The 20,133-nt window shown below is 72.1% G+C and carries 20 protein-coding genes; 9 read left to right on the top strand and 11 right to left on the bottom strand.

Features of this window, described 5'->3' with window-relative positions; genetic code table 11:
- Positions 1–51: 51 nt before the first annotated feature.
- Positions 52–1,602, bottom strand: a complete 1,551-nt coding sequence (gene purH / locus NE236_RS06890) for a bifunctional phosphoribosylaminoimidazolecarboxamide formyltransferase/IMP cyclohydrolase (RefSeq protein WP_252840960.1) — start codon at positions 1,600–1,602, stop codon at positions 52–54.
- The gene (gene purN / locus NE236_RS06885; protein ID WP_252840959.1) at positions 1,599–2,204 is read right to left on the bottom strand and encodes a phosphoribosylglycinamide formyltransferase; all 606 of its coding nucleotides are present in this window, start codon (positions 2,202–2,204) and stop codon (positions 1,599–1,601) included. The genes purH and purN overlap by 4 nt, the downstream gene beginning before the upstream one ends.
- A gap of 87 nt (positions 2,205–2,291) precedes the next feature.
- Here purN and NE236_RS06880 point away from each other — a divergent pair, with 87 nt between their 5' ends.
- A complete protein-coding gene (locus NE236_RS06880; protein WP_252840958.1) occupies positions 2,292–2,759 on the top strand; it encodes a DUF4190 domain-containing protein in 468 nt (155 codons plus the stop codon).
- Between the two features lie 9 nt (positions 2,760–2,768).
- Here the strand turns inward: NE236_RS06880 and NE236_RS06875 are convergent, their stop codons facing one another.
- From NE236_RS06875 to sucC, 3 genes are all read right to left on the bottom strand, one after another.
- The gene (locus tag NE236_RS06875) at positions 2,769–4,232 is read right to left on the bottom strand and encodes a cell division protein PerM (protein WP_252840957.1); all 1,464 of its coding nucleotides are present in this window, start codon (positions 4,230–4,232) and stop codon (positions 2,769–2,771) included.
- 223 nt (positions 4,233–4,455) lie between these two features.
- Positions 4,456–5,340: a succinate--CoA ligase subunit alpha gene (gene sucD / locus NE236_RS06870; RefSeq protein ID WP_252840956.1), complete on the bottom strand. Its 885-nt coding sequence runs from the start codon at positions 5,338–5,340 to the stop codon at positions 4,456–4,458.
- A gap of 1 nt (position 5,341) precedes the next feature.
- On the bottom strand, positions 5,342–6,532 hold the full coding sequence (gene sucC / locus NE236_RS06865) for an ADP-forming succinate--CoA ligase subunit beta (RefSeq protein ID WP_252840955.1): 1,191 nt from the start codon (positions 6,530–6,532) through the stop codon (positions 5,342–5,344).
- Between the two features lie 240 nt (positions 6,533–6,772).
- On the opposite strand from sucC, the gene NE236_RS06860 reads away from it, so the two are divergent.
- On the top strand, positions 6,773–8,176 hold the full coding sequence (locus NE236_RS06860) for a glycoside hydrolase family 15 protein (RefSeq protein ID WP_252840954.1): 1,404 nt from the start codon (positions 6,773–6,775) through the stop codon (positions 8,174–8,176).
- Positions 8,177–8,355: 179 nt separating this feature from the next.
- Here NE236_RS06860 and icmB read toward each other — a convergent pair whose 3' ends face one another.
- The 6 genes from icmB to dhaK all read right to left on the bottom strand — a co-directional run bounded on the left by icmB (position 8,356) and on the right by dhaK (position 15,332).
- Positions 8,356–8,754, bottom strand: a complete 399-nt coding sequence (icmB, locus tag NE236_RS06855; RefSeq protein ID WP_252840953.1) for a coenzyme B12-dependent isobutyryl CoA mutase small subunit — start codon at positions 8,752–8,754, stop codon at positions 8,356–8,358.
- 185 nt (positions 8,755–8,939) lie between these two features.
- Positions 8,940–10,403, bottom strand: coding sequence for a right-handed parallel beta-helix repeat-containing protein (locus tag NE236_RS06850; RefSeq protein WP_252840952.1), 1,464 nt, complete (start codon positions 10,401–10,403; stop codon positions 8,940–8,942).
- A gap of 98 nt (positions 10,404–10,501) precedes the next feature.
- Positions 10,502–12,868 carry a UvrD-helicase domain-containing protein gene (locus tag NE236_RS06845; RefSeq protein WP_252840951.1) on the bottom strand — a complete coding sequence of 789 codons (2,367 nt, stop codon included), beginning with the start codon at positions 12,866–12,868 and terminating at the stop codon, positions 10,502–10,504.
- Between the two features lie 174 nt (positions 12,869–13,042).
- The gene (dhaM, locus tag NE236_RS06840; protein ID WP_252840950.1) at positions 13,043–13,462 is read right to left on the bottom strand and encodes a dihydroxyacetone kinase phosphoryl donor subunit DhaM; all 420 of its coding nucleotides are present in this window, start codon (positions 13,460–13,462) and stop codon (positions 13,043–13,045) included.
- Between the two features lie 266 nt (positions 13,463–13,728).
- Positions 13,729–14,337 (bottom strand): dihydroxyacetone kinase subunit DhaL, encoded by a 609-nt coding sequence (dhaL, locus tag NE236_RS06835; protein ID WP_252840949.1) that lies wholly within the window; start codon positions 14,335–14,337, stop codon positions 13,729–13,731.
- Positions 14,337–15,332 carry a dihydroxyacetone kinase subunit DhaK gene (gene dhaK, locus NE236_RS06830; protein WP_252840948.1) on the bottom strand — a complete coding sequence of 332 codons (996 nt, stop codon included), beginning with the start codon at positions 15,330–15,332 and terminating at the stop codon, positions 14,337–14,339. The genes dhaL and dhaK overlap by 1 nt, the downstream gene beginning before the upstream one ends.
- An 80-nt stretch (positions 15,333–15,412) precedes the next feature.
- On the opposite strand from dhaK, the gene NE236_RS06825 reads away from it, so the two are divergent.
- From NE236_RS06825 to NE236_RS06795, 7 genes are all read left to right on the top strand, one after another.
- Complete coding sequence (locus tag NE236_RS06825; RefSeq protein ID WP_289849973.1) at positions 15,413–16,132, top strand: PIG-L deacetylase family protein; 720 nt, start codon at positions 15,413–15,415, stop codon at positions 16,130–16,132.
- 125 nt (positions 16,133–16,257) lie between these two features.
- Positions 16,258–17,208, top strand: a complete 951-nt coding sequence (locus NE236_RS06820; protein ID WP_252840946.1) for a nucleoside hydrolase — start codon at positions 16,258–16,260, stop codon at positions 17,206–17,208.
- 296 nt (positions 17,209–17,504) lie between these two features.
- The gene (locus NE236_RS06815; RefSeq protein WP_252840945.1) at positions 17,505–17,840 is read left to right on the top strand and encodes a hypothetical protein; all 336 of its coding nucleotides are present in this window, start codon (positions 17,505–17,507) and stop codon (positions 17,838–17,840) included.
- Entirely contained in the window at positions 17,830–18,690 is an 861-nt protein-coding gene (locus tag NE236_RS06810) for a hypothetical protein (RefSeq protein WP_252840944.1), read from the top strand. Before NE236_RS06815 ends, NE236_RS06810 begins: the two co-directional genes overlap by 11 nt.
- Complete coding sequence (locus tag NE236_RS06805; RefSeq protein ID WP_252840943.1) at positions 18,687–19,169, top strand: roadblock/LC7 domain-containing protein; 483 nt, start codon at positions 18,687–18,689, stop codon at positions 19,167–19,169. Before NE236_RS06810 ends, NE236_RS06805 begins: the two co-directional genes overlap by 4 nt.
- A gap of 15 nt (positions 19,170–19,184) precedes the next feature.
- Entirely contained in the window at positions 19,185–19,556 is a 372-nt protein-coding gene (locus NE236_RS06800; RefSeq protein ID WP_252840942.1) for a hypothetical protein, read from the top strand.
- A gap of 131 nt (positions 19,557–19,687) precedes the next feature.
- Positions 19,688–20,125, top strand: coding sequence for a GNAT family N-acetyltransferase (locus tag NE236_RS06795; RefSeq protein ID WP_252840941.1), 438 nt, complete (start codon positions 19,688–19,690; stop codon positions 20,123–20,125).
- The last annotated feature ends 8 nt before the right edge of the window (positions 20,126–20,133 follow it).

Here is a 20,133-nt window from a genome sequence, read left to right as displayed (position 1 = left end):
CTCCCTGGGGGCTGCGGTCGCCGGGGACGGAATCCCCGGCGACCTGTGGGGTCAGTGGAAGAAGTGGCGGACCCCCGTGAAGTAGAGGGTGATGCCGACCTTGGCGGCCGCTTCGATCACCTCTTCGTCGTGGATCGACCCACCGGGTTCGACAATAGCCGTGACTCCGGAGTCCACGAGCACCTGAAGACCATCGGCGAAGGGGAAGAAGGCGTCCGAGGCACCCGCCGCGCCGGCGGCGCGGTCCCCCGCCCGCGACACCGCGAGGCGCGCGGAGTCGACCCGGTTGACCTGCCCCATGCCGACCCCGACGGTCGCGCCGTCGGCGGCCAGCAGGATCGCGTTGGACTTCACCGAGCGGCAGGCCCGCCAGGCGAACACGAGGTCGCGGAGGGTCGCCTCATCGGCGGGCTCACCCGTCCTGAGCTCCCAGGTCTCCGGGTCGTCGCCGGGCGCGTCGATCCGATCCCGGCTCTGCGCGAGCAGACCGCCGTCGATCTGCCGGGTGTCGACCTGGGCGGCCGGGCCCTCCGGGCACACCAGCAGCCGGAGGTTCTTCTTCTTGGCCGTGAGGAGCGCCAGCGCCTCCTCCTCGAAGCCGGGGGCGACGATCACCTCGGTGAAGATCTCGGCGAGCTGGCGGGCCATGTCGGCCGAAACGAGCCGATTGGTCGCGATGACGCCGCCGTACGCCGACACCGGGTCGCAGGCGTGCGCCTTGCGGTGCGCCTCGGCGATGTCGGCGCCGATCGCGATGCCGCACGGGTTGGCATGCTTGATGATCGCGACGCACGGCTCGGCGAAGTCGTACGCGGCCCGGCGGGCGGCGTCGGCGTCGACGTAGTTGTTGTAGGACATCTCCTTGCCGTGCAGCTGCTCGGCCTCGGCCAGGCCGCCGTCGCCGTCGGTGTAGAGCGCCGCCTCCTGGTGCGGGTTCTCCCCGTAGCGCAGGACGCTCTTGCGGGTGCGGACCGCGCCGACCACGTCCGGCCAGCGGGTCTCCGAGTCCGGCGCGTACGCGCTCGCGAACCACGACGCCACCGCGACGTCGTACGCGGCGGTGTGGGCGTAGGCCGCCGCCGCGAGCCGCTTGCGCTCCTCCAGCTCGAAGCCGCCCCGGCGTACGGCGTCGAGCACCTGGTCGTACGCCGCAGGGTCGACGACGACCGCGACACTCTGGTGGTTCTTGGCGGCGGCGCGCACCATCGCGGGGCCGCCGATGTCGATCTGCTCGACGATCTCGTCCGGGGCGGCGCCGGAGGCGACCGTCTCCCGGAACGGGTACAGGTTGGAGATCAGCAGGTCGAACGGTTCGACGTGCAGGTCTTCGAGCTGCTGTACGTGGTCGGGGTTACGCCGGTCGGCGAGGAGCCCGGCGTGCACCTTCGGGTGCAGCGTCTTGACCCGGCCGTCGAGGCACTCGGGGAAGCCGGTGAGCTTCTCGACCTTCATGACCGGGACGCCCGCCTCGGCGATGCGGGCGGCGGTCGACCCGGTCGAGACGATCTCCACGCCGGCCTGGTGAAGACCCTTGGCGAGTCCTTCGAGGCCGGCCTTGTCGTAGACGCTGATCAGCGCCCGCTTGATCGCGATGCGGGTCACCCGATCCTCACTTTCCTGTTCTCGATGGTCCATCCCTCGCGGACCAGACGGCCCACGGTCCGCACGAGCAGCGGGCGTTCGACCGCCTTGATCCGCTCGTGCAGCGAGTCCTCGTCATCGTCGTCCAGGACGGGTACGGCCTCCTGGGTGATGATGGGGCCGGTGTCGACCCCGGCGTCGACGAAGTGCGCCGTGCAACCGGTCACCTTGACGCCGTACTCCAGTGCCTCGCGCGCGCCGTGCGTGCCGGGGAAGGCCGGCAGCAGCGCGGGGTGCGTGTTGATCACCTGACCGGCGAACCGGTCCAGGAACCGCTTGCCGAGGATCTTCATGAAGCCGGCGGAGACGACCAGGTCAGGGGCGTACGCGGCGACCGCTTCGGTCAGCGCGGCGTCCCACGCGTCGCGCGTCGGATGGTCTCTCACGCGGACCACGAAGGTCGGCACGCCGGCGCGCTCGGCGCGGCGCAGTCCCTCGATGTCGTCGCGATCGGCGCCCACGGCAGTGATCCGAGCGCCATAAGCTGGATCGACACACGCGTCGAGCAGCGCTTGTAGGTTGGTCCCCGCACCGGAGACGAGGACGACGAGCCGGGCGGACACCGTAAACTCCCAGGAACGACTGGTGGGCGGGCCGTACCAGCCTATCGGCCGCCGCTCGACTCGGCTCAGCCGACACCAGGAGGACCAGTGAGTGACGCGCCAGGCCCCGAGCAGGCCGGGCCGCAGACGCAGCTCCCCGAACCACCCCGGCCGCCGCTGCCGCCGACCGCGCCGGAGCGCGGCGGCCCCCGCGCGCTGATCCTGGGTATCACGGGGCTCGTTCTGACGTTCCTGTTCCTTCCCGCCGGGCTGGTGCTGTCCATCGCGGCGGTCGTGACGGGCATACGTTCCCGGAAGCGGGCCCGGCGGGTGCTCGCCCCGGCGCCGGGCGCGGTCGCGGGGGTCGTGCTCGGCTCGATCGGCCTGGTCTTCTGCGCCTTCTCGATCGCGCTGACCGCGACGATGTGGAACGAGCTCAGCGGCTACACGAAGTGCCGCGAGTCGGCCCTCACCATCGACGACAAGAAGACCTGCCAGGACGAATACTTCCCGCGGATCGAACACCGGCTGCACATGCCGAAGGACTCCCTGCGGCGGTACGACTCTTGGTTCTGACCCCGTCGTTCAGCCGCGGTCGCGCGGAGGCCGCTTCCTGATCGGTGACACCGTTCCGGGCGCGGGCTCCTCGCGCGACCGCGGCGGCTCGGCGGTCCGCGAGCCGGTCCACTCCCCGATCGGGATGACGCCCTCGGGCAGCGGCGGCTCGTCGTCGACGGACGCCAGGAGCGGCTCCGGTTCCTCGAACTCGACCTCCTCGGCCACGGGCTCGTCGTCGGGGACATCGTCGACGGAGGGCGCACGGCGCAGCAGCCGCCAGTTCGCCACCCAGGCGGCGATCGCGGCCGACACGCCCACCTCGAGCGCGGCCAGCAGCCCGATCTGCCACGCGGACGGCCCCATGACGGCCATCCGCCCACCGCCGAGCGGGCCACCGGACAGGGCGGCGAGGAAGGCGATCACGCCGCCGGTGAGCACCCCGGACACGAAGCCCCACAGCGGCGCCGCCTCGGTCGCCGCGGTCGGCTGGTACCGGATCGTGAACACGCCGCCGACGGCTCCGGCGGCGAACGGCACGGCCAGCGTGAACAGCGACACCAGCGGCGCGGGCCCCGGCTGCGGCAGCGCCGCGAGCGGCGGGAACGCCGGGATCATGCCGACGAACACCCCGGACGGCGACACGCTCGTACCCGCACCGACCGCGAACCCCGGCCCCACGGCGTACGCGACCGCCCACAGCGCGGCGTTCGGCAGATACACCAGCCCGACGAGGAAGAGCAGGATCCCGCCGACGACACCCGGCTTGAGAACGTCGTAGAGGTTCTTGGCCTCGGACAGGTGGAACAGCAGGGACGCGAGGAAGATCAGGACACCCGAGCCGAGCAGCACGGCCGTCGCGCCGGTGGCCCCTGCGGCCACCGAACGGGCGCGCCTGGGCAGCAGCCCGAGCATCGCCACCCACGGGGCGCGGTTGGTCGTCGAGACCAGCATCCGCGCCGCCCCGAGGCCTCCGGCGAACAGGGCCAGCAGGAAGCACAGCAGCAGCGCCTGCCACGCGGACGGCCGGACGACCGACGAGTGCGCAAGGAGCGCGAGCAGCCCGGACAGCACCGCGTACGGGACGGCCAGCGCCAGTGCGGCGTGCACGACACCGATCCGGTAGCGGCCCCGCACGCGGCCGGTCCGCGCGATCCACCCGCCGCTGCGGAAAAGCACCGCGCCCGGCAGCACCATCAGCCCGAGCGGCAGCAGCCCCACGCGGCCGTGCGGCACCGTGAAGCCCGCGTGGTGGGCCACGAGCCAGAACCCGACCGCCGTGCGGAAGACGTCCGGCAGGCCCGTGCCGAGCGCGCTGCGCGGCGCGGCGATCCAGCCGATCAGCGTGATGGTGGTGAGGACGGTCAGGCCGATGCCCGCCGACCAGACCGCCGCGACGATGCCGGTGACGGCGAGCGGCCGGGTCACGGGCTCCGCCACAGGCGACGGGTCGCCCTCGTCGAGCTCCGCCTCGTCGTGATCGGTCGTGGTCATGGGGCGATCACCGCTCCTCACTCGCTTCGCGGACGGCGTCACCATGCTGGCAGCGCGGAACCGGCGATCCCGCGCACCCGCCCGGCGTGTCGCCCTTCCCTTCGCCACGGACGCCCCACACGCCCGCACGACATGAGCCGCGGGCGAAGCCGCTCTCGCGCGAAAGACGCCCGGGCCAGGAGGTCCCGGCCCGGGCGTCTTCGGCGACGTGTGCCGCCGTGGATCAGGCGGACATGATCTCGCGCATGAGGCGAGCCGTCTCGCTCGGGGTCTTGCCGACCCGGACGCCGACCTTCTCCAGGGCCTCCTTCTTGGCCTGGGCGGTGCCGGAGGAGCCGGAGACGATCGCGCCGGCGTGGCCCATCGTCTTGCCCTCGGGGGCCGTGAAGCCCGCGACGTACCCGACGACCGGCTTGGTGACGTGCTGCTCGATGTACGCGGCGGCGCGCTCCTCGGCGTCGCCGCCGATCTCACCGATCATCACGATCGCGTCGGTCTCGGGGTCGGCCTGGAAGGCCTCCAGGGCGTCGATGTGGGTCGTGCCGATGACCGGGTCGCCACCGATGCCGACGCACGTGGAGAAGCCGATGTCACGCAGCTCGTACATCATCTGGTACGTCAGCGTGCCCGACTTGCTCACCAGGCCGATGCGGCCCGGCGTGGTGATGTCGGCCGGGATGATGCCGGCGTTCGACTTGCCCGGCGAGGCGATGCCGGGGCAGTTCGGGCCGATGATGCGGGTCTTGCCGCCCTTCTCCACCGCGTGCGCCCAGAACCACGTGCTGTCGTGCACCGGGATGCCCTCGGTGATCACGATGCACAGCGGGATCTCCGCGTCGATGGCCTCGACGACGGCGTCCTTGGTGAACTTCGGCGGAACGAAGACCACGGACACGTCCGCGCCGGTCTGCTCGATCGCCTCGGCGACGGTGCCGAACACCGGGAGGTCACGGCCCTCGTGGGTGACGGTCTGCCCGGCCTTGCGGGCGTTGACGCCACCGACGACGTTCGTGCCGGCGCGCAGCATGCGGGCCGTGTGCTTCGACCCCTCACCGCCGGTCATCCCCTGGACGATGACCTTGCTGTTCTCTGTCAGCCAGATCGCCATCTCATGCCCCCTGCGCGGCCAGTTCGGCGGCACGGCGCGCCGCTTCGTCCATCGTCTCTACCTGCTCGATGACCGGGATCGCGGCCTCGTTGAGGATGCGCCGGCCCTCCTCTGCGTTGTTGCCGTCGAGCCGGACCACGATCGGCCGGTCGACGGTCTCGCCACGGTCGCCCAGGAGCTTGACGGCCTGGACGATGCCGTTCGCGACGGCGTCACCGGAGGTGATGCCGCCGAACACGTTGATGAACACGCTCTTGACAGCCGGGTCGCCGAGCACGATCTCCATGCCGTTGGCCATGACCTCGGCCGAGGCGCCGCCGCCGATGTCGAGGAAGTTGGCCGGCTTCTGCCCGTCGTACTGCTCACCGGCGTAGGCGACGACGTCGAGCGTGGACATGACCAGGCCCGCGCCGTTGCCGATGATGCCGACGGAACCGTCCAGCTTGACGTAGTTGAGGTCCTTCGCCTTGGCCTTGGCCTCGAGCGGGTCGGCGGCGGCCTTGTCCTCCAGGGCCGCATGCTCGGCCTGGCGGAAGGACGCGTTCTCGTCGAGGGTGACCTTGCCGTCGAGGGCCACGACCCGGCCGTCCTGCGTGAGGATCAGCGGGTTGACCTCGACCAGGGTGGCGTCCTCGTCGACGAAGACGGCCCACAGGCGCTCGATGAGCTCCGCCGCGCCGTCCAGGGCCTCGACCGGCAGCCGGCCGGCGGCCGCGATCTCACGGGCCCTTGCCCGGTCGACGCCGGCCAGGGCGGAGATCGGCACCATGGCCACCGCGTCGGGCTTGGTGGCGGCGACCTCCTCGATCTCCATGCCGCCCTCGACCGAGCAGATGGACAGGAACGTCCGGTTGGCGCGGTCGAGCAGGAACGAGAAGTAGTACTCCTGGGCGATGGCGCTGGCCTCTTCGACGAGGACCTTGTGGACCGTGTGGCCCTTGATGTCCATGCCGAGGATCTGCCGCGCCTTCTCTTCCGCGTCGGCGGGCGAGTCGGCCACCTTCACGCCGCCGGCCTTACCACGACCGCCGGTCTTCACCTGCGCCTTGACGACGACGCGCGAGGTGCCGGCCGCGGCGAACTCGTCGGCGATCGCGCGGGCCTCCTCCGGCGTCTTGGCGATCTTGCCGGTGGGGACCGGGACGCCGTACTCCGCGAAGAGCTCCTTCGCCTGATGTTCGAACAGGTCCACGGGGGTCCGTCCTTAACGGGATCGACAGATAACGACCGCGTCCAGCGGTCCGCTCCGACCAGGCAGCCTAGTCCTTCCAGGATGCGGCGCGGGCCGGTGGGTCCGGCGGAACGCGTTCCGGAGATGACGGCCGGGTAAGGAGTCGATGTCGTCAAAGTGCACTCCGGGGTTTGGTGTACTGGAACGCCATGGATCGCAGCAGCCGCCGGTGAGGCGCGACACGGTAGGGAGGGTGCGCCAGTGACGCGGAAGACGGCACAGAGGGCGGCACGGAGGGTGCGCCACATCGCCCTTCTCCTCCTCGTCGCCGCGCTCAGCGCCACCTGTGCCGCCGGCCTGCCGCGAACCGACGCCTCGCCGTGGCGCAGTCCCGGCCTGATCGGCAACGGCGGCTGGCCGTTCACGCGGGTCGCGGTCACGCCGGAGGAGGCGGCCGGCGCGTCCTACGTCCCGGGCAGCGCCGTCCTGATGCTCCCGGACGGCCGGGCGCGACTCATCCCGTTCGGCGGCGGCGAGCCGCTGACGCTGCACCGCGACGATCCGCGGGTGGCCGACGCGGTCCGCTCCGACCAGGCGTGGCTGGCCTCGGGAACGGTGCCCGGCGCGACGGCGCAGCAGCGCGAGGCGGCCGCCCGTGCCCTGCTCGACCTGCGCATGCTGACGCTGCCGAACGGCGCCTCGACCGCGTCCTGGTACGGCGCGTGGAACTACGTGTGGCCGCGCGACGGAGCGTTCGCCGTCGCGGCGTTCGCCGCCACCGGTCACGGCGGCGACGCCCAGCGGGTGCTGTACTTCCTGGCCCGCACCCAGGCGCCGACGGGCCTGTGGGCCGCCCGGTACCGGCCCGACGGCACGGCCGTCACGGACGGCCGGGAGGTACAGCTGGACAGTCTCGGCTGGGTGCTCTGGGCGACCTGGTTCCTGCACGAGAAGGACCCGCGGGCGGCCAATCTGGACACGCTGTGGCCGATGGTCCGCCGGGCCGCCGACCGTTCCGCGACCGCGCTGCGCGCCGACGGCCTCCCGCCGCCGTCGCCGGACTACTGGGAGCGCAGCCCCTCGCGGGAGCAGGCGCCGCACGCGCCGACGCTCGGTGTCTGCGCGCCCATGCTGGCCGGGCTGCGGGCCGCCGCCGCGCTGGCCACCGACCGTGGCGACGCCGGCGCCGCGCAGCGCTGGGACCGGGCCGCCGACCGGCTGTCCGCGGCCATCGAGCGGCGGTTCGCGCCGTACGGCTATCCGCGTTCGCCCATCCGCGGAGGGGCCGCGGACGCCTCCGTCACCTTCCTGGCCCCGCCGTTCGCGACGCCCGCGCCCGGGGTGCTGGCGGCGGTGGCCCGGATCCGGGACCGGCTGCGGCTGGCGGGCGGCGGTGCGGTACCCGGCGAGGCGTTCGGCGCCAGCGCCGCGTGGACGCCGGAGACCGGCCTGTTCGCGCTCGAGGCCGCGGCGATCGGCGACAGGGCCGGGGGGCGGGACTGGCTCGGCTGGCTGATCGCGCACCGGACCTCGCTGGGGTCGTTCCCGGAGAAGGTCGACGCCCGGGGCCGCCAGGCCGGGGTCGCCCCTCTCGGCTGGACGTCGGCGCTCGTCGTCCTTTCCCTCGCGACCGACCGCTCCGCCCTGCCCGTCCCGCCAGGCTGAGGAGCAGCGCTCCGGCGGTCAGGCGGTGAAGACCGGCCAGTGTGCGCTCAGGCGCGGGGGAAGACCGGCCGGCGTGCGCCCAGACGCAGGAGGGGAAGCCCGGACCGTATGCGCTCAGGCGCGGCCGGGTCCGCCCGACGTTCGCGCGGGTCTCGCCCGCGGTCGATGCCTTCGCGGGGTCAGTCCTTCCCGACGCCGGCGCGCACCCATTCGACGATCTCCTGGGTGGTCGCGCCGGGCGTGAAGATCTTCGCGACGCCGAGCTTCTCCAGCTCCGGGATGTCCGCGTCGGGGATGATGCCGCCGACGAAGACCGTGATGTCGAGTGCGTCGCGGTCCTTGAGCAGCTCGACGACCTTGGCGCACAGCGTCATGTGGGCGCCGGACAGGATGGACAGCCCGATGCCGTCGGCGTCCTCCTGCAGCGCCGCCTCGACGATCTGCTCAGGGGTCTGGTGCAACCCGGTGTAGATGACCTCCATGCCGGCGTCGCGCAGGGCGCGAGCCACGACCTTCGCGCCGCGATCATGGCCGTCGAGACCGGGCTTGGCGATGACGACGCGGATCGGACCCGCCATTACTGCCTCCTACCGGGGTGCATGAGATGTTCCGCAGACTAGCCGTAATACGCGGGGACGGCGCCGACCGGCCTCGCGCGGCACGATCCGTCCCGGGGCGATCCGGTGCGAGACGGATCCCGGCAGGTCAAGATTGGTCCCCGGGGCGATCCGGTGCGATCCGGTGCGATCCGGATCCCGGCGGGTCAGGATCCGGGACGCGACGGCGCGGTGAGCCAGGTGCAGCCGTTCGGCTCCCGGCGGCCGGGGGTGTAGGTGGCGCAGGCCGTCACGACCGTGGTCTTGGCAGGGTTGCCCAACTGGGCGTACGGCCCACCGGACGAAGGGTGCTCACAGTCCGGCAGGGCCGCCGGGTCGCTGCGCGGCCGGCCCCACGAGGAGGCGTTGTTCTGCCAGCAGTTGCCGTCGCCCTGTTCGTCCCACCAGAAGTCGGCGCCGTTCGGCGCCCGCGCGCCGGAGGGCGTGACGCCCATCAGGTTGCCGACGTACCGGTTGCCGTGCGAGGTGTCTCGCTGCTTGGCCGGGTCGGTCTCGCCGCGCCGGCCGGCCGGGATCCAGTGCTGGGCGATGCCGTAACGCCAGTTGTCGTACACGAAGTTGCCCGCGTAGGTGTTCTCGTCGCCGCCCGCCAGCAGCATGCCGGTGCCGACCGGCACCGCGTGCGACGGGCAGTGTGAGCCGCAGTCGCGGTAGGGGTCGGCGTTGTTGCCGAACACCCGGTTCGCGACGAACATCGCGTGGTTCTGCGGCATGCCCACCGCCTGCATGCTGCTGTCGAGCACCGCGCCGGTGGCGTTCGCCGAGAACTCGTTGTCGTGGACGTACACCGAGTCGCCGGCCGTCCCCGAGTAGCCGACCAGGTTCCCGTGGGAGCGGCAGCCGCGGATCTCGACGGACAGCCGGTTGCCGCGCTGGTCCGAGGCGGAGGCCGTGGCGATGCCCGCGTCGCCGTTGCCGGACGCCTCACAGTCGGCGATCACGCCGTGATCGGTGGCGTACGCCGCGAGCCCGTGCCCGCGGTTCTTCAGCCCGGCGACCCGATCGAGGACGAAGCCGTCGGTCTCGACGACGGCCACGCCGTCCTCGGCGAACCCCTTGACCGTGACGTTGCGCAGGTAGAAGCCGTCGGCGCGGTCGGCGCGGACGCCGACCGGCTTGTCGCCCTCGACGACGACCCCGGCGCCGACACCCTCGATCTGCAGGTCGTCCATGCCGGAGACGCTGATCAGGTTCCGCAGATGCGGGCAGGCCTGCTGCTGCTCGTACGACAGCGTGCCCTGGTGGGCGAGCGCGCGGCACGGCACGGACGGCGCGGCGAGGCTGGGCTGCTCACGGTACGTGCCGGGGAGGACGTAGATCGTGATGCCGCGCTGCCGGACGGCGTCGACGGCCGCCTGAATGTCGTGGTAGGCGCATTCTCGGGCCAGCTGCTGCGCCAGGCCGGTCAGATGACCGCCCGGTTTGCAGACGACCAGCCGCTGCATGGCCGGAGCCGGCCGGTAGGCGGGAATGCGGTAGGTGCCGGCCGGAGGCGCGACCGGCCGGGCCGCCGAGGCCTCGGCGGACGACACGAGAACCGATGACGTGAGAACGGTCGTGCTCAGCGCGGACACGACCGCGACGAGGAGACGCCGCGCGAACCGCCCCATTTTCCTCCCAACGGGCCGCAGGTGCTCCCACGTGCATCATGCAGGTCCACGCGTCTCATGTCGACGCCCGCATCCGGCCACATCGGCCGCGCAACCTTTTACAGCTTCTCGATCGGCGCGTAGCGGAGGACGAAGCGCTTCACCCCGTACTCGCCGCCGAAGTCCACTGTGGCGGCGGCCTTCTCACCGGCTCCGTCGACCGCGACGACGGTGCCGAGACCGAACGAATCGTGGGAGACCCGGTCGCCGGAGGACAGTGCGGGCACGGCGCGGTTGCCCGGGGAACGCACGCCGGGCCGCTGGGCGAGCGACGCCATGGCCGGGGCGGCGTGGGCACCCTGGCCGCCGCCCTTCCACTCCACGAGCTTGTCGGGGATCTCGGAGAGGAACCGCGACGGCGGGTTGTAGGAGGGGGCGCCCCAGGAGCTGCGCATCGTCGCGCGGGAGACGTACAGCCGCTGCCGGGCGCGGGTGATGCCGACGTAGGCGAGCCGCCGCTCCTCCTCCAGCTGCTTGGCGTCGCCGAGCGAGCGCAGGTGCGGGAAGACGCCGTCCTCCATCCCGCTGAGGAACACGACCGGGAACTCCAGCCCCTTGGCGGTGTGGAGGGTCATCAGCGTGACGACGCCCTCCTGTCCGCGGTCGCTCGGCGGGACGACGCCCGCCTCCCCGCCGGGGATCTGGTCGGCGTCGGCCACCAGGGCCACCTGCTCCAGGAACTCCACGAGCCGCCCCTCGGCTCCGGTGGGCACGGTCTGCTCGCCGTCACCCTCGCGGTCGCCCTCCCCCTCGCGGTCGCCGTCGTCCTCGCCCTCGTCGCCGGTCGGCCCGGCCGCCGGAGCGACCACCCCGGCGGCGAGACGCTCCTCGAACTCGGCCGCCACCGACTCCAGCTCCCGGAGGTTCTCGACGCGGGTCTCGTCCTGCGGGTCGCGCGATGCCTCCAGCTCGGCGAGGTAGCCGCTCCTGGTCAGGATCGCCTCGATCAGCTCGGTCGGCGTCGCGGTCTCGACCATGTCGCCCAGCTCGTCGAGGAGCGCGACGAAGTCCTTGATCTGGTTGAGCGAGCGGGTGGCGATGCCGGGCGCCTCCTCGGCGCGGCGCAGCGCCTGCCAGAACGAGATGCGCTCACGGCCGGCGAGCACCTCGACGCACGCCTCGGCGCGGTCGCCGATGCCGCGCTTGGGAACGTTGAGGATGCGGCGGAGGCTGACGGTGTCCTCGGGGTTGCCGAGCACGCGGAGGTAGGCGAGCAGATCGCGGATCTCCTTGCGCTCGTAGAACCGGACGCCGCCGACGACCTTGTACGGCAGGCCGACCCGGATGAAGACCTCTTCGAACACACGTGACTGGGCGTTGGTGCGGTAGAACACCGCGACGTCGCCGGGCGCGACGCCATCCTCGTCGCTGAGCCGGTCGATCTCCTGCGCGACGAACGCCGCCTCGTCGTGCTCGTTGTCGGCGACGTACCCGCTGACCTTCGGGCCGTCGCCCTGGTCGGACCACAGGCGCTTGGGCTTGCGGTCGGCGTTGCGCTCGATCACCGCGTTGGCCGCCGACAGGATCGTCTGCGTCGAGCGGTAGTTCTGCTCGAGCAGGATGACGGCGGCGTCGGGGTAGTCGCGCTCGAACTCCAGGATGTTGCGGATCGTCGCGCCGCGGAAGGCGTAGATCGACTGGTCGGCGTCACCGACGACGCACAGCTCGGCGGGCGGCAGGTCGTCCTCGTCGCCCGGCTGCCCGACCAGCTCGCGGACCAGGGTGTACTGCGCGTGGTTGGTGTCCTGGTACTCGTCGACGAGGACGTGCCGGAACCGCCGCCGGTAGTGCTCGGCGACGTCAGGGAAGGCCTGCAGCAGGTTGACCGTCGTCATGATCAGGTCGTCGAAGTCCATCGCGCCGGCCTGCCGCAGCCGGGTCTGGTAGGTCTCGTACGCCTCGGCGAGGGTCTTCTCCATGTGCGTCGAGGCCTGACCGCGGAACGTCTCGTAGTCGATCAGCTCGTTCTTGAGGTTGGAGACCTGGGCGGAGAAGCTCCGGGGCGGGTAGCGCTTGGAATCGAGGTCGAGCTCGCGGCAGACCAGCGCCATCAGCCGCTGCGAGTCGGCCTGGTCGTAGATGGAGAAGCTGGAGGGGAAGCCGAGCCGCTTCGCCTCGCGGCGCAGGATGCGCACGCACGCGGAGTGGAAGGTCATCACCCACATCGCCCGTGACCGGGGCCCGACCAGCGCGTCGACGCGCTCTTTCATCTCTCCGGCGGCCTTGTTGGTGAACGTGATCGCGAGGATCTCGCCGGGCTGCGCGCCCCGCTCCGCGAGCAGGTAGGCGATGCGGTGGGTGAGGACCCGGGTCTTGCCCGACCCCGCGCCCGCGACGATCAGCAGCGGACCGCCCTGGTGGGCGACCGCCGCGCGCTGGGCGTCATTGAGGCCGTCGAGGAGAGGATGGCTTACGAGCGTCGACACCCAATGAAGGTTATTCCCTGACGCCGGCACTCCGAGTCCGATGCGCCCATCCGGTTCACCGGATCGAACGGGTGAGGCCGTACGCGGCGAGGCGGCGGCGGGGCGCCGGTCAGGTCCTGCGCAAGGCGTGCGCCTCGTGAGCGACGACGGAGGCGTCCGGCCGCGGATCGCCGGTCAGGTCTTGCGGAAGGCGTACGCCTCGTGGGCGGCGCGGGCGACGGCGGTGACGTCGGCTCCCCCCGCCGCGGCCGAGGCCGCCGCGACGGAGCCCTCGACGAACGGCGCGTCGGCCAGCACGATGTCCGTCTCGGGCTCGCCGGGGCGGCCGGCGCGGGCGTCCTCGAGCTCTTCCAGGTACGTACGGGCGGTCAGGACGGAGGAGCCGAGGTCGGCGATCAGGACGACCCCGGCCCCGCCGTCGGCGTCCCGCACGGCCTGCTCGACGAGGTCGATGCTGGTGCCCAGGCCGCCCTCGCCGTCACCTCCGGCCGGCCGGACGGTGACCTCACCTACGCCCATCTGGGAGGCCAGTTCGGCGGCCCCTTCGGCGAGGGCCCGGCTGTGCGAGATCAGCACGATTCCCACAGTGCTCATGACCCCGATATTGCCGCACATCGGGATTTTTGTTACACGCCCCCCCGTCCGGTCGGCGGCCGGTCGGCCCGGTCGTCCGGGTCGGCTCCCCCACCGACATGGTCCGGCCGGCTTCCGCGTCTGTCGGCGTCATGGCCGGGACGTTAGGCCGTGACGTCGCGTCAGGTGCAAGCCGCGGACGCGCTTCAGCAGTGGAGCGGCACGGTCGCGCAGGCATGCGGCGACCATCGATGCGCCGGTGGAACCGCCGCCGTCGCGGGGCCGGGTCATCCGTCGGCGGCCGCCTCGGCGAGGGCGCGGAAGAGCAGAACGGTCGAGGCCGCTCCGGGGTCCAGGTGGCCGACGCTGCGCGGCCCGAGGTAGCTGGCCCGGCCCTTGCGCGCCTGCAGCGGCACGGTGCCCTCTGCGCCCTTCTCCGCGGCGTCCAGGGCGGCCTGGGCGGCGGCCGCCACTCCATCGCCGGCGGCGGCCTCGTACGCCGCGACGGCGGGGGCGAGCGCGTCGACCATCGTCTTGTCCCCCTCGACGGCCTTGCCCAGCTCCTGTACGGCGTCCAGCGCGGCGTGGAGGGCCGCGCCGAGCGCGGCGGCGTCCACGTCGGCGCCGTCGCCGAGGGCCTTTCCGGCCCGGCGCAACGCGCCGCCGTACAGCGGTCCCGACGCGCCCCCCGTCTTGGACACGAGCGCCCGGCCGGCGGTCATCAGCACCTTGCCGGGCGGCAGGCCCGGTTCGAGGGCCTCGGTCGCCGCCTTCAGGCCGCGGTTCAGGTTGGTGCCGTGGTCTCCGTCGCCGATCGCGGCGTCCAGCCTGGTCAGGCGGTCGGCGTCCGCCGCGACGAGTTCGGCGAAGCGCTCGATCCAGCGGCGCGTGTCCATCAGCGCCCCCACCGCAGGCCGGGCGTCTGCACCGGCGCGTCCCACAGCTCGGTGAGCTGCGGCGTCAGCCGCAGGACCGAGATCATGACGCCCGCCATCTCCAGGCTCGTCACGTAGTTGCCGACGAGCGACCGCGCCACCGTCACGCCGTGCCCGCCGAGCCAGTCGGCCACGGCCGCGTACGCGATGTACAGCTCCATGAGCGGCGTCCCGCCCATGCCGTTGACCAGGACGAGGACCTCCGAACCGGACAGCGGCATGTCGTCGTCGATCGCCGACAGCGACACGTCGACGATCTCGGGTGCCGGGCGCAGTTTCGTACGCTCGCGGCCGGGCTCGCCGTGGATGCCGATGCCCAGCTCCATCTCGTCCGCGCCGAGCTCGAACGTGGGGCGTCCGGCGGCCGGGACGGTGCAGGCGGTCAGCGCGACCCCGAACGAGCGGGTCCGCTCGTTGACCTCGCGGGCGACGGCGGCGACGTCCTGGAGCGTCCCGCCGGACTCGGCGAGCGCACCGGCGGTCTTCTCCGCGAAGAGGGTCGCGCCGGTGCCCCGGCGCCCGGCGGTGTACGTGCTGTCCTGGACCGCCACATCGTCGTCGATCACGACGGGCACGACCTCGATGTCCTCGTCCTCGGCCAGTTCGGCAGCCATCTGGAAGTTCAGCACGTCACCGGTGTAGTTCTTCACGATGTGCACGACCCCGGCGCCGCCGGAGACCGCGGTGGTCGCGGCGAGGATCTGGTCGGGCACCGGCGAGGTGAACACCTCGCCGGGACAGGCGGCGTCGAGCATGCCGTACCCGACGAAGCCCCCGTGCAGCGGCTCGTGCCCGGAGCCGCCTCCGGAGACCAGCCCGACCTTGCCCGTACGCGGGGCGTCGGCCCGGACGATGATCCGCTGGTCCAGGTCGACCCGCAGGGAGGGATGGGCGGCCGCCATGCCGCGCAGGGTGTCGAGGACGACGTCGTCGACGTCACCGATCAGTTTCTTCATGCTCTCCGGGATACCCCTGTCCACCCCTCGGACGCCAGAGTTGTGGCTGATTGATGGGTTAAGGCGGGAATGTTCCTAAGATGACGAGCGTGATCGACGACGTTGAGCGCGCGCTTGTAGTGATGGCCCACCCGGACGACATCGACTTCTCCTGCGCCGGAACGGTCGCGACGTGGGTCGACGCGGGCATCGAGGTGGCGTACCTGCTGGTGACCGACGGCGACGCGGGCGGTTTCGACGACGACCTCCCGCGCGAGGAGATGGGCCCGCTGCGCCGGGCCGAGCAGACCGCGGCCGCCAAGTGCGTCGGCGTCACCGACGTGCGCTTCCTCGGCTATCCGGACGGCCGGGTGGAGGCCAATCTCGACCTGCGCCGCGACATCGCGCGCGTCATCCGGCAGGTCCGCCCCGACCGGGTCGTCATCCCCAGCCCCGAGCGGAACTACGAACGGATCTACGCGGGTCATCCGGACCACCGGGCGGTCGGATCGGCCGCGTTCGACGCCGTCTACCCCGACGCCCGCAACCCGTACGCCTTCCCGGAGCTTCGCGACGAGGGGCTGGAGGCCTGGACCGCCCGGGAGATGTGGATCGGCGGCGGTCCCTCGCCCGACCACTACGTCGACGTCACCGACGTCTTCGACCGCAAGCTCGCGGCGCTGCGCGCGCACGTCAGCCAGGTCTCCCACCGCGACGACCTGGAGGAGATGCTCCGCACCTGGATGGGCGCCAACGGCCGCCGCGGCGGGCTCGCCGAAGGCCGCCTGGCCGAGGTCTTCCAGGTCGTTCCGGCCGAATAGCCGGAGCGGCCGGACGGATCGCGGGCTCGACCGCGCCCCCTCCACCGGCGGATCGCGGCCCGGCCGCACCGACCCTGAACTCCGCCGGACAGCCCCTCAGTACCGGCCGAAGAAGAACCCAGGAAATGGACGACGTGGCACCGAAGATCCTGCTGGACTGCGACACCGGCATCGACGACGCGATCACCCTGCTGTACCTGGCATCCCTGGTGAAGACCGGGGACGCGGAACTCGTCGCCATCGGCACCGTGCACGGCAACGTCGCTCCGGACATCGGCGCGCTCAACACCCTGCGGGTCCTCGAACGCGCCGGCCTGACCGGCGTGCCGGTCGCCGTGGGAGCGGTCCGCCCCATGGCCCAGGACGTCGCCTACGCGGACGAGTGGCACGGCACGGACGGACTCGGCGAGACCGGCCTGCCCGAGCCCGTGGGCCGCCCGGTGGAGATCTCCGCGCCGGAGCAGATCATCCGGCTCGGCAGGGAACGGCCCGGCGAGCTGACGCTCCTGGCCGTCGGTCCCCTGACCAACCTCGCCATCGCGCTGCTGCTGGAGCCGTCGCTGCCGACGCTGTTCCGCGAGGTGGTCGTCATGGGCGGCGCGTTCGACCACCAGGGCAACATCACCAGCCACGCCGAGGCGAACATCTGGCACGACCCGGAGGCCGCCGAGCTCGTCCTGGGCGCCGGCTGGCCGATCACGCTGGTGCCGCTCGACGCCACCCACCCGACCGCGGTGGACGGCGCGTGGCTGGACCGGCTGGCCGAGGCCGACTCCGAGGTCGCCCGGTTCGCCGCCCGGATCCTGGAGTTCTACGCCACCGCCTACACCCGCTCGCTCGGTACGCGGGGCGCGGTGATCCACGACGCGCTGGCCGCGATGCTGGCCGTCGACCCGTCCCTCGGGGAGTACGCCGAGCGGCCCGTACGCGTGGAGCTGCGCGGCGAGCGGACCCGCGGCACGACGCTGTGGGACCGCCGCTCGTACGCCGACGAGGGCGACCGCCCCGTCGTCCGAGTCGCCGTCGGCGCGGACGTCACGGCCTTCCAGGATCGTCTGCTGGCGAGCCTGCTATGAGCGCTCAGGCCAGTGGAGGGGCGGTGGCGCCTCTCCGGCCTGAATCGCGTCCGTGGCCGGGCCCTCGGCATCATAAGACGGCCGAATATAAATACCGAAAGGTATTCTTCTCCCGAACGGCTGAAATCCGTCTTTTTCTCGGTTAACAAACCGAATTCGCGCTATTCCCCCGCGCGCCAGCCCAAGGCGATGTAGCGTCTCAGCCTTCTGGAAGGCTCGGTCCGATCGGGAGGAAATGCGTGGTGAGCATCGACGGGTGCCTTTCCCGGCTCATGGGTGTTCCCGGCGCGCGGAGCGTGACCCTCGTCGACTGCGCCACCGGTCTCTGTGTCGCGTCGGCCGGCCGCGAGGACGTGGTCGACCGGCATGAGAACGCCGCGGGTACCACCGAGGTCGTCCGCGCGATCCTGGCCGACCCGGCGATGAGCAGCACTTCCGCCGGCGATGACATCGAGGAGATCATCGTCTGCGACGTGAACGGATATCACCTGCTCGCGGCCGTCGACACGAGCGTCGACGCATTACTCTTCCTGCACCTACTGATCGACCGCGCGCAGGGGAATCTGGCATTGGCCCGGCATCGCCTGCAGAGAATGGTTCAGGAAATGGCGGCGCCCGAACGTGCGCGGTGATGAGGCGCGACCGGCGGGAACCGTTCGCGAACCACCGCACACCGCGGCCGGGGCGGTCGTTCCGGCCCTGGCTCCGCCGGAGAACGGGTTGATCGCGGCATTACGCCGAATCGAGGAGGGCCGCCGCACCGGCGTGCTGCGGGCCGGCGACGACGGAGTGCTCCACCTCACCGACGGGGCCGTCACGTTCGCCGAGAGCCGCTGGACCCCCGCACCCGACGCGGGCCCGCCGGCTCCATCGGACCGGTGGCCGGCACCCGGGCGGACCGATGGCGCGCCCCGGCCCGTCCCGGATGACCCCGCAGGATGGCACCGGGAGACAAGGGTGCTGTTGGCGATCTTCGACGCGATGTACTTCCTGCTCGATTCGGACGCCGCCCCGTCCTTCACCGAACGCCCGCCGCACCGGCCCGTCCCGGAGTGCCGAATCTCCCCCACCGCGTTGCTGCGCGAGTGCGCGCGCCGACGCGACGAGCCCGACGCCGGGTGGCCGTCGACGCTGGTGGACCGGGCCCCGGTCGTCCCGGTCCGCACGGTGCGCCGGCGGCGGATCGTCCTGACGGCCCCGCAGATCGAGGTCATCCTCAACGCGGACGGCCGCCGCACGCCCGCCGATCTGGCGCGCGACCTGGGACGTACGGCCTTCGGATGCCTCACGGCGGTCCGCGCCCTCACCGCCGCCGAACTGGTCCGGCCGGCCCGGAACGAGCCCGAGGCGCTTCCGGTCAGGCGGCGGCGTCCGCCACCTCAGGGACCGGACGGCGACGAGGGGGCGGCGTCCGGTCCCTGGGCGCCGGTCGAACTCGACGTGCTGGTCCGGCTCCGGGCAGGGCTCGAGGAGCTGACATGACGAAGCGCCGGCTCGGTGGTCTGCGAGAAAGGTTGACGAAGGTGGCGATGTCCGACCCGGCCCACGGCCTGAACCGCGTGCCCGACCCCGTCGTGCTGGCGGTGCTCAGGACGCTGCGCGGACGCCTCCCCCAGCTGACCGGCAGCCTGGTCGCCTCCTCGGACGGACTGCTCATCGCGCACGATCTGCCGGCCTCGATCGAACCCGAGGGCATGGCGGCCCTGGCCGCCAGCGAACTCTCGCTGTCACAGCGGATGGTCTCCATCGCGAACGACGGCGCCTTCCGCGAAGTCGTCGTCCAGAGCACCAACGGCTACGCCGTGATCTACGCCGCCGGGTCGACCGCCTCCCTCACGGTGCTGGCGGACCCCGGCGCGAACGTCGGCCGCCTGCACCTCGAATCCCGGCCCGTGGCCCACCACATCGCCGATCACCTGGTCGACGCGGCCTCTGGCACCCAGCGCCCCGCACTCCCGTAACCGAAAGGATCACGCATGTCCAACCTGGATCTGGCCCTGAAGAGCATGATGGCGGTCGACGGCGCGGTCGGCGCCGCCGTCGTCGACTACAACAGCGGGATGGCCCTCGGCATCCTGGGCGGCTCGAAGACGCTCGACCTCCAGATCGCCGCGGCGGGCAACACCGAGGTCGTACGCGCCAAGCTGCGCACGATGGAACAGCTCGGCATCAAGGAGGAGATCGAGGACATCCTCATCACCCTGTCCGCCCAGTACCACATCATCCGTCCCATCACCGGACGCAAAGGGAAAGGCCTGTTCCTCTACCTGGCACTCGACCGGTCCCGGGCGAACCTGGCGCTGGCCCGCCACCACCTCAAGGGCATCGAGGAGGAGATCGAGGTGTGACGCCGACGTAGCACCGCGCACGACCCGCGGCTCCGGAGCGTCCCGCCCGGGGCCGCGGCGCTTCCCCGCAGGCGTCTGCCGCCTGCACCTCGGTCAGGAGCATTGCGGCGGGATCCTTAAGATCGGACGTCATGGGCGACACGAAACCGCACGTGGCGACGTTCACGGAACTGGATTCCGGCACGCTCTACGCACTGTTGAAGCTCCGGGTGGACGTCTTCGTCGTGGAGCAGGAGTGCCCGTACCCGGAACTGGACGGGCGGGACACCGAGCCCGGCACCCGGCACGTCTGGCTGTCCGATGACTCGGGGACCCCGGAGGCGTACCTGCGCGTGCTGGACGACGCCGGCGGCGCGCGGATCGGGCGGGTGGTGACGGCGCCGCACGCGCGCGGCGGCGGGCTGGCGGGACGCCTCATGGAGGCCGCACTGGAGGCCATCGGCGACCGTACGGTCCGGCTCGACGCGCAGACGCACGTCGCGGGCTTCTACGCGAGGTACGGCTTCGTCGTCGACGGCCCCGAGTACGTCGAGGACGGCATCCCCCACGTCCCCATGGTCCGCCGCTGACCCAAGGC

The organism is Actinoallomurus purpureus, assembly GCF_024055795.1.
Classification (GTDB): Bacteria; Actinomycetota; Actinomycetes; order Streptosporangiales; family Streptosporangiaceae; genus Actinoallomurus; species Actinoallomurus purpureus.
This window is presented reverse-complemented; position numbering and strand designations above follow the sequence as displayed.

Bases quoted from the DNA above. Each gene is read 5' to 3' on its own strand.
- dhaK (WP_252840948.1), bottom strand. From the start codon at position 15,332: ATGAAGAAACTGATCGGTGACGTCGACGACGTCGTCCTCGACACCCTG.
- dhaL (WP_252840949.1), bottom strand. From the start codon at position 14,337: ATGGACACGCGCCGCTGGATCGAGCGCTTCGCCGAACTCGTCGCGGCG.
- NE236_RS06850 (WP_252840952.1), bottom strand. From the start codon at position 10,403: ATGGGGCGGTTCGCGCGGCGTCTCCTCGTCGCGGTCGTGTCCGCGCTG.
- NE236_RS06875 (WP_252840957.1), bottom strand. From the start codon at position 4,232: ATGACCACGACCGATCACGACGAGGCGGAGCTCGACGAGGGCGACCCG.
- NE236_RS06825 (WP_289849973.1), top strand. From the start codon at position 15,413: ATGACGAGCGTGATCGACGACGTTGAGCGCGCGCTTGTAGTGATGGCC.
- NE236_RS06800 (WP_252840942.1), top strand. From the start codon at position 19,185: ATGTCCAACCTGGATCTGGCCCTGAAGAGCATGATGGCGGTCGACGGC.
- NE236_RS06805 (WP_252840943.1), top strand. From the start codon at position 18,687: ATGACGAAGCGCCGGCTCGGTGGTCTGCGAGAAAGGTTGACGAAGGTG.
- icmB (WP_252840953.1), bottom strand. From the start codon at position 8,754: ATGGCGGGTCCGATCCGCGTCGTCATCGCCAAGCCCGGTCTCGACGGC.
- dhaM (WP_252840950.1), bottom strand. From the start codon at position 13,462: ATGAGCACTGTGGGAATCGTGCTGATCTCGCACAGCCGGGCCCTCGCC.
- NE236_RS06820 (WP_252840946.1), top strand. From the start codon at position 16,258: ATGGACGACGTGGCACCGAAGATCCTGCTGGACTGCGACACCGGCATC.
- NE236_RS06795 (WP_252840941.1), top strand. From the start codon at position 19,688: ATGGGCGACACGAAACCGCACGTGGCGACGTTCACGGAACTGGATTCC.
- sucD (WP_252840956.1), bottom strand. From the start codon at position 5,340: ATGGCGATCTGGCTGACAGAGAACAGCAAGGTCATCGTCCAGGGGATG.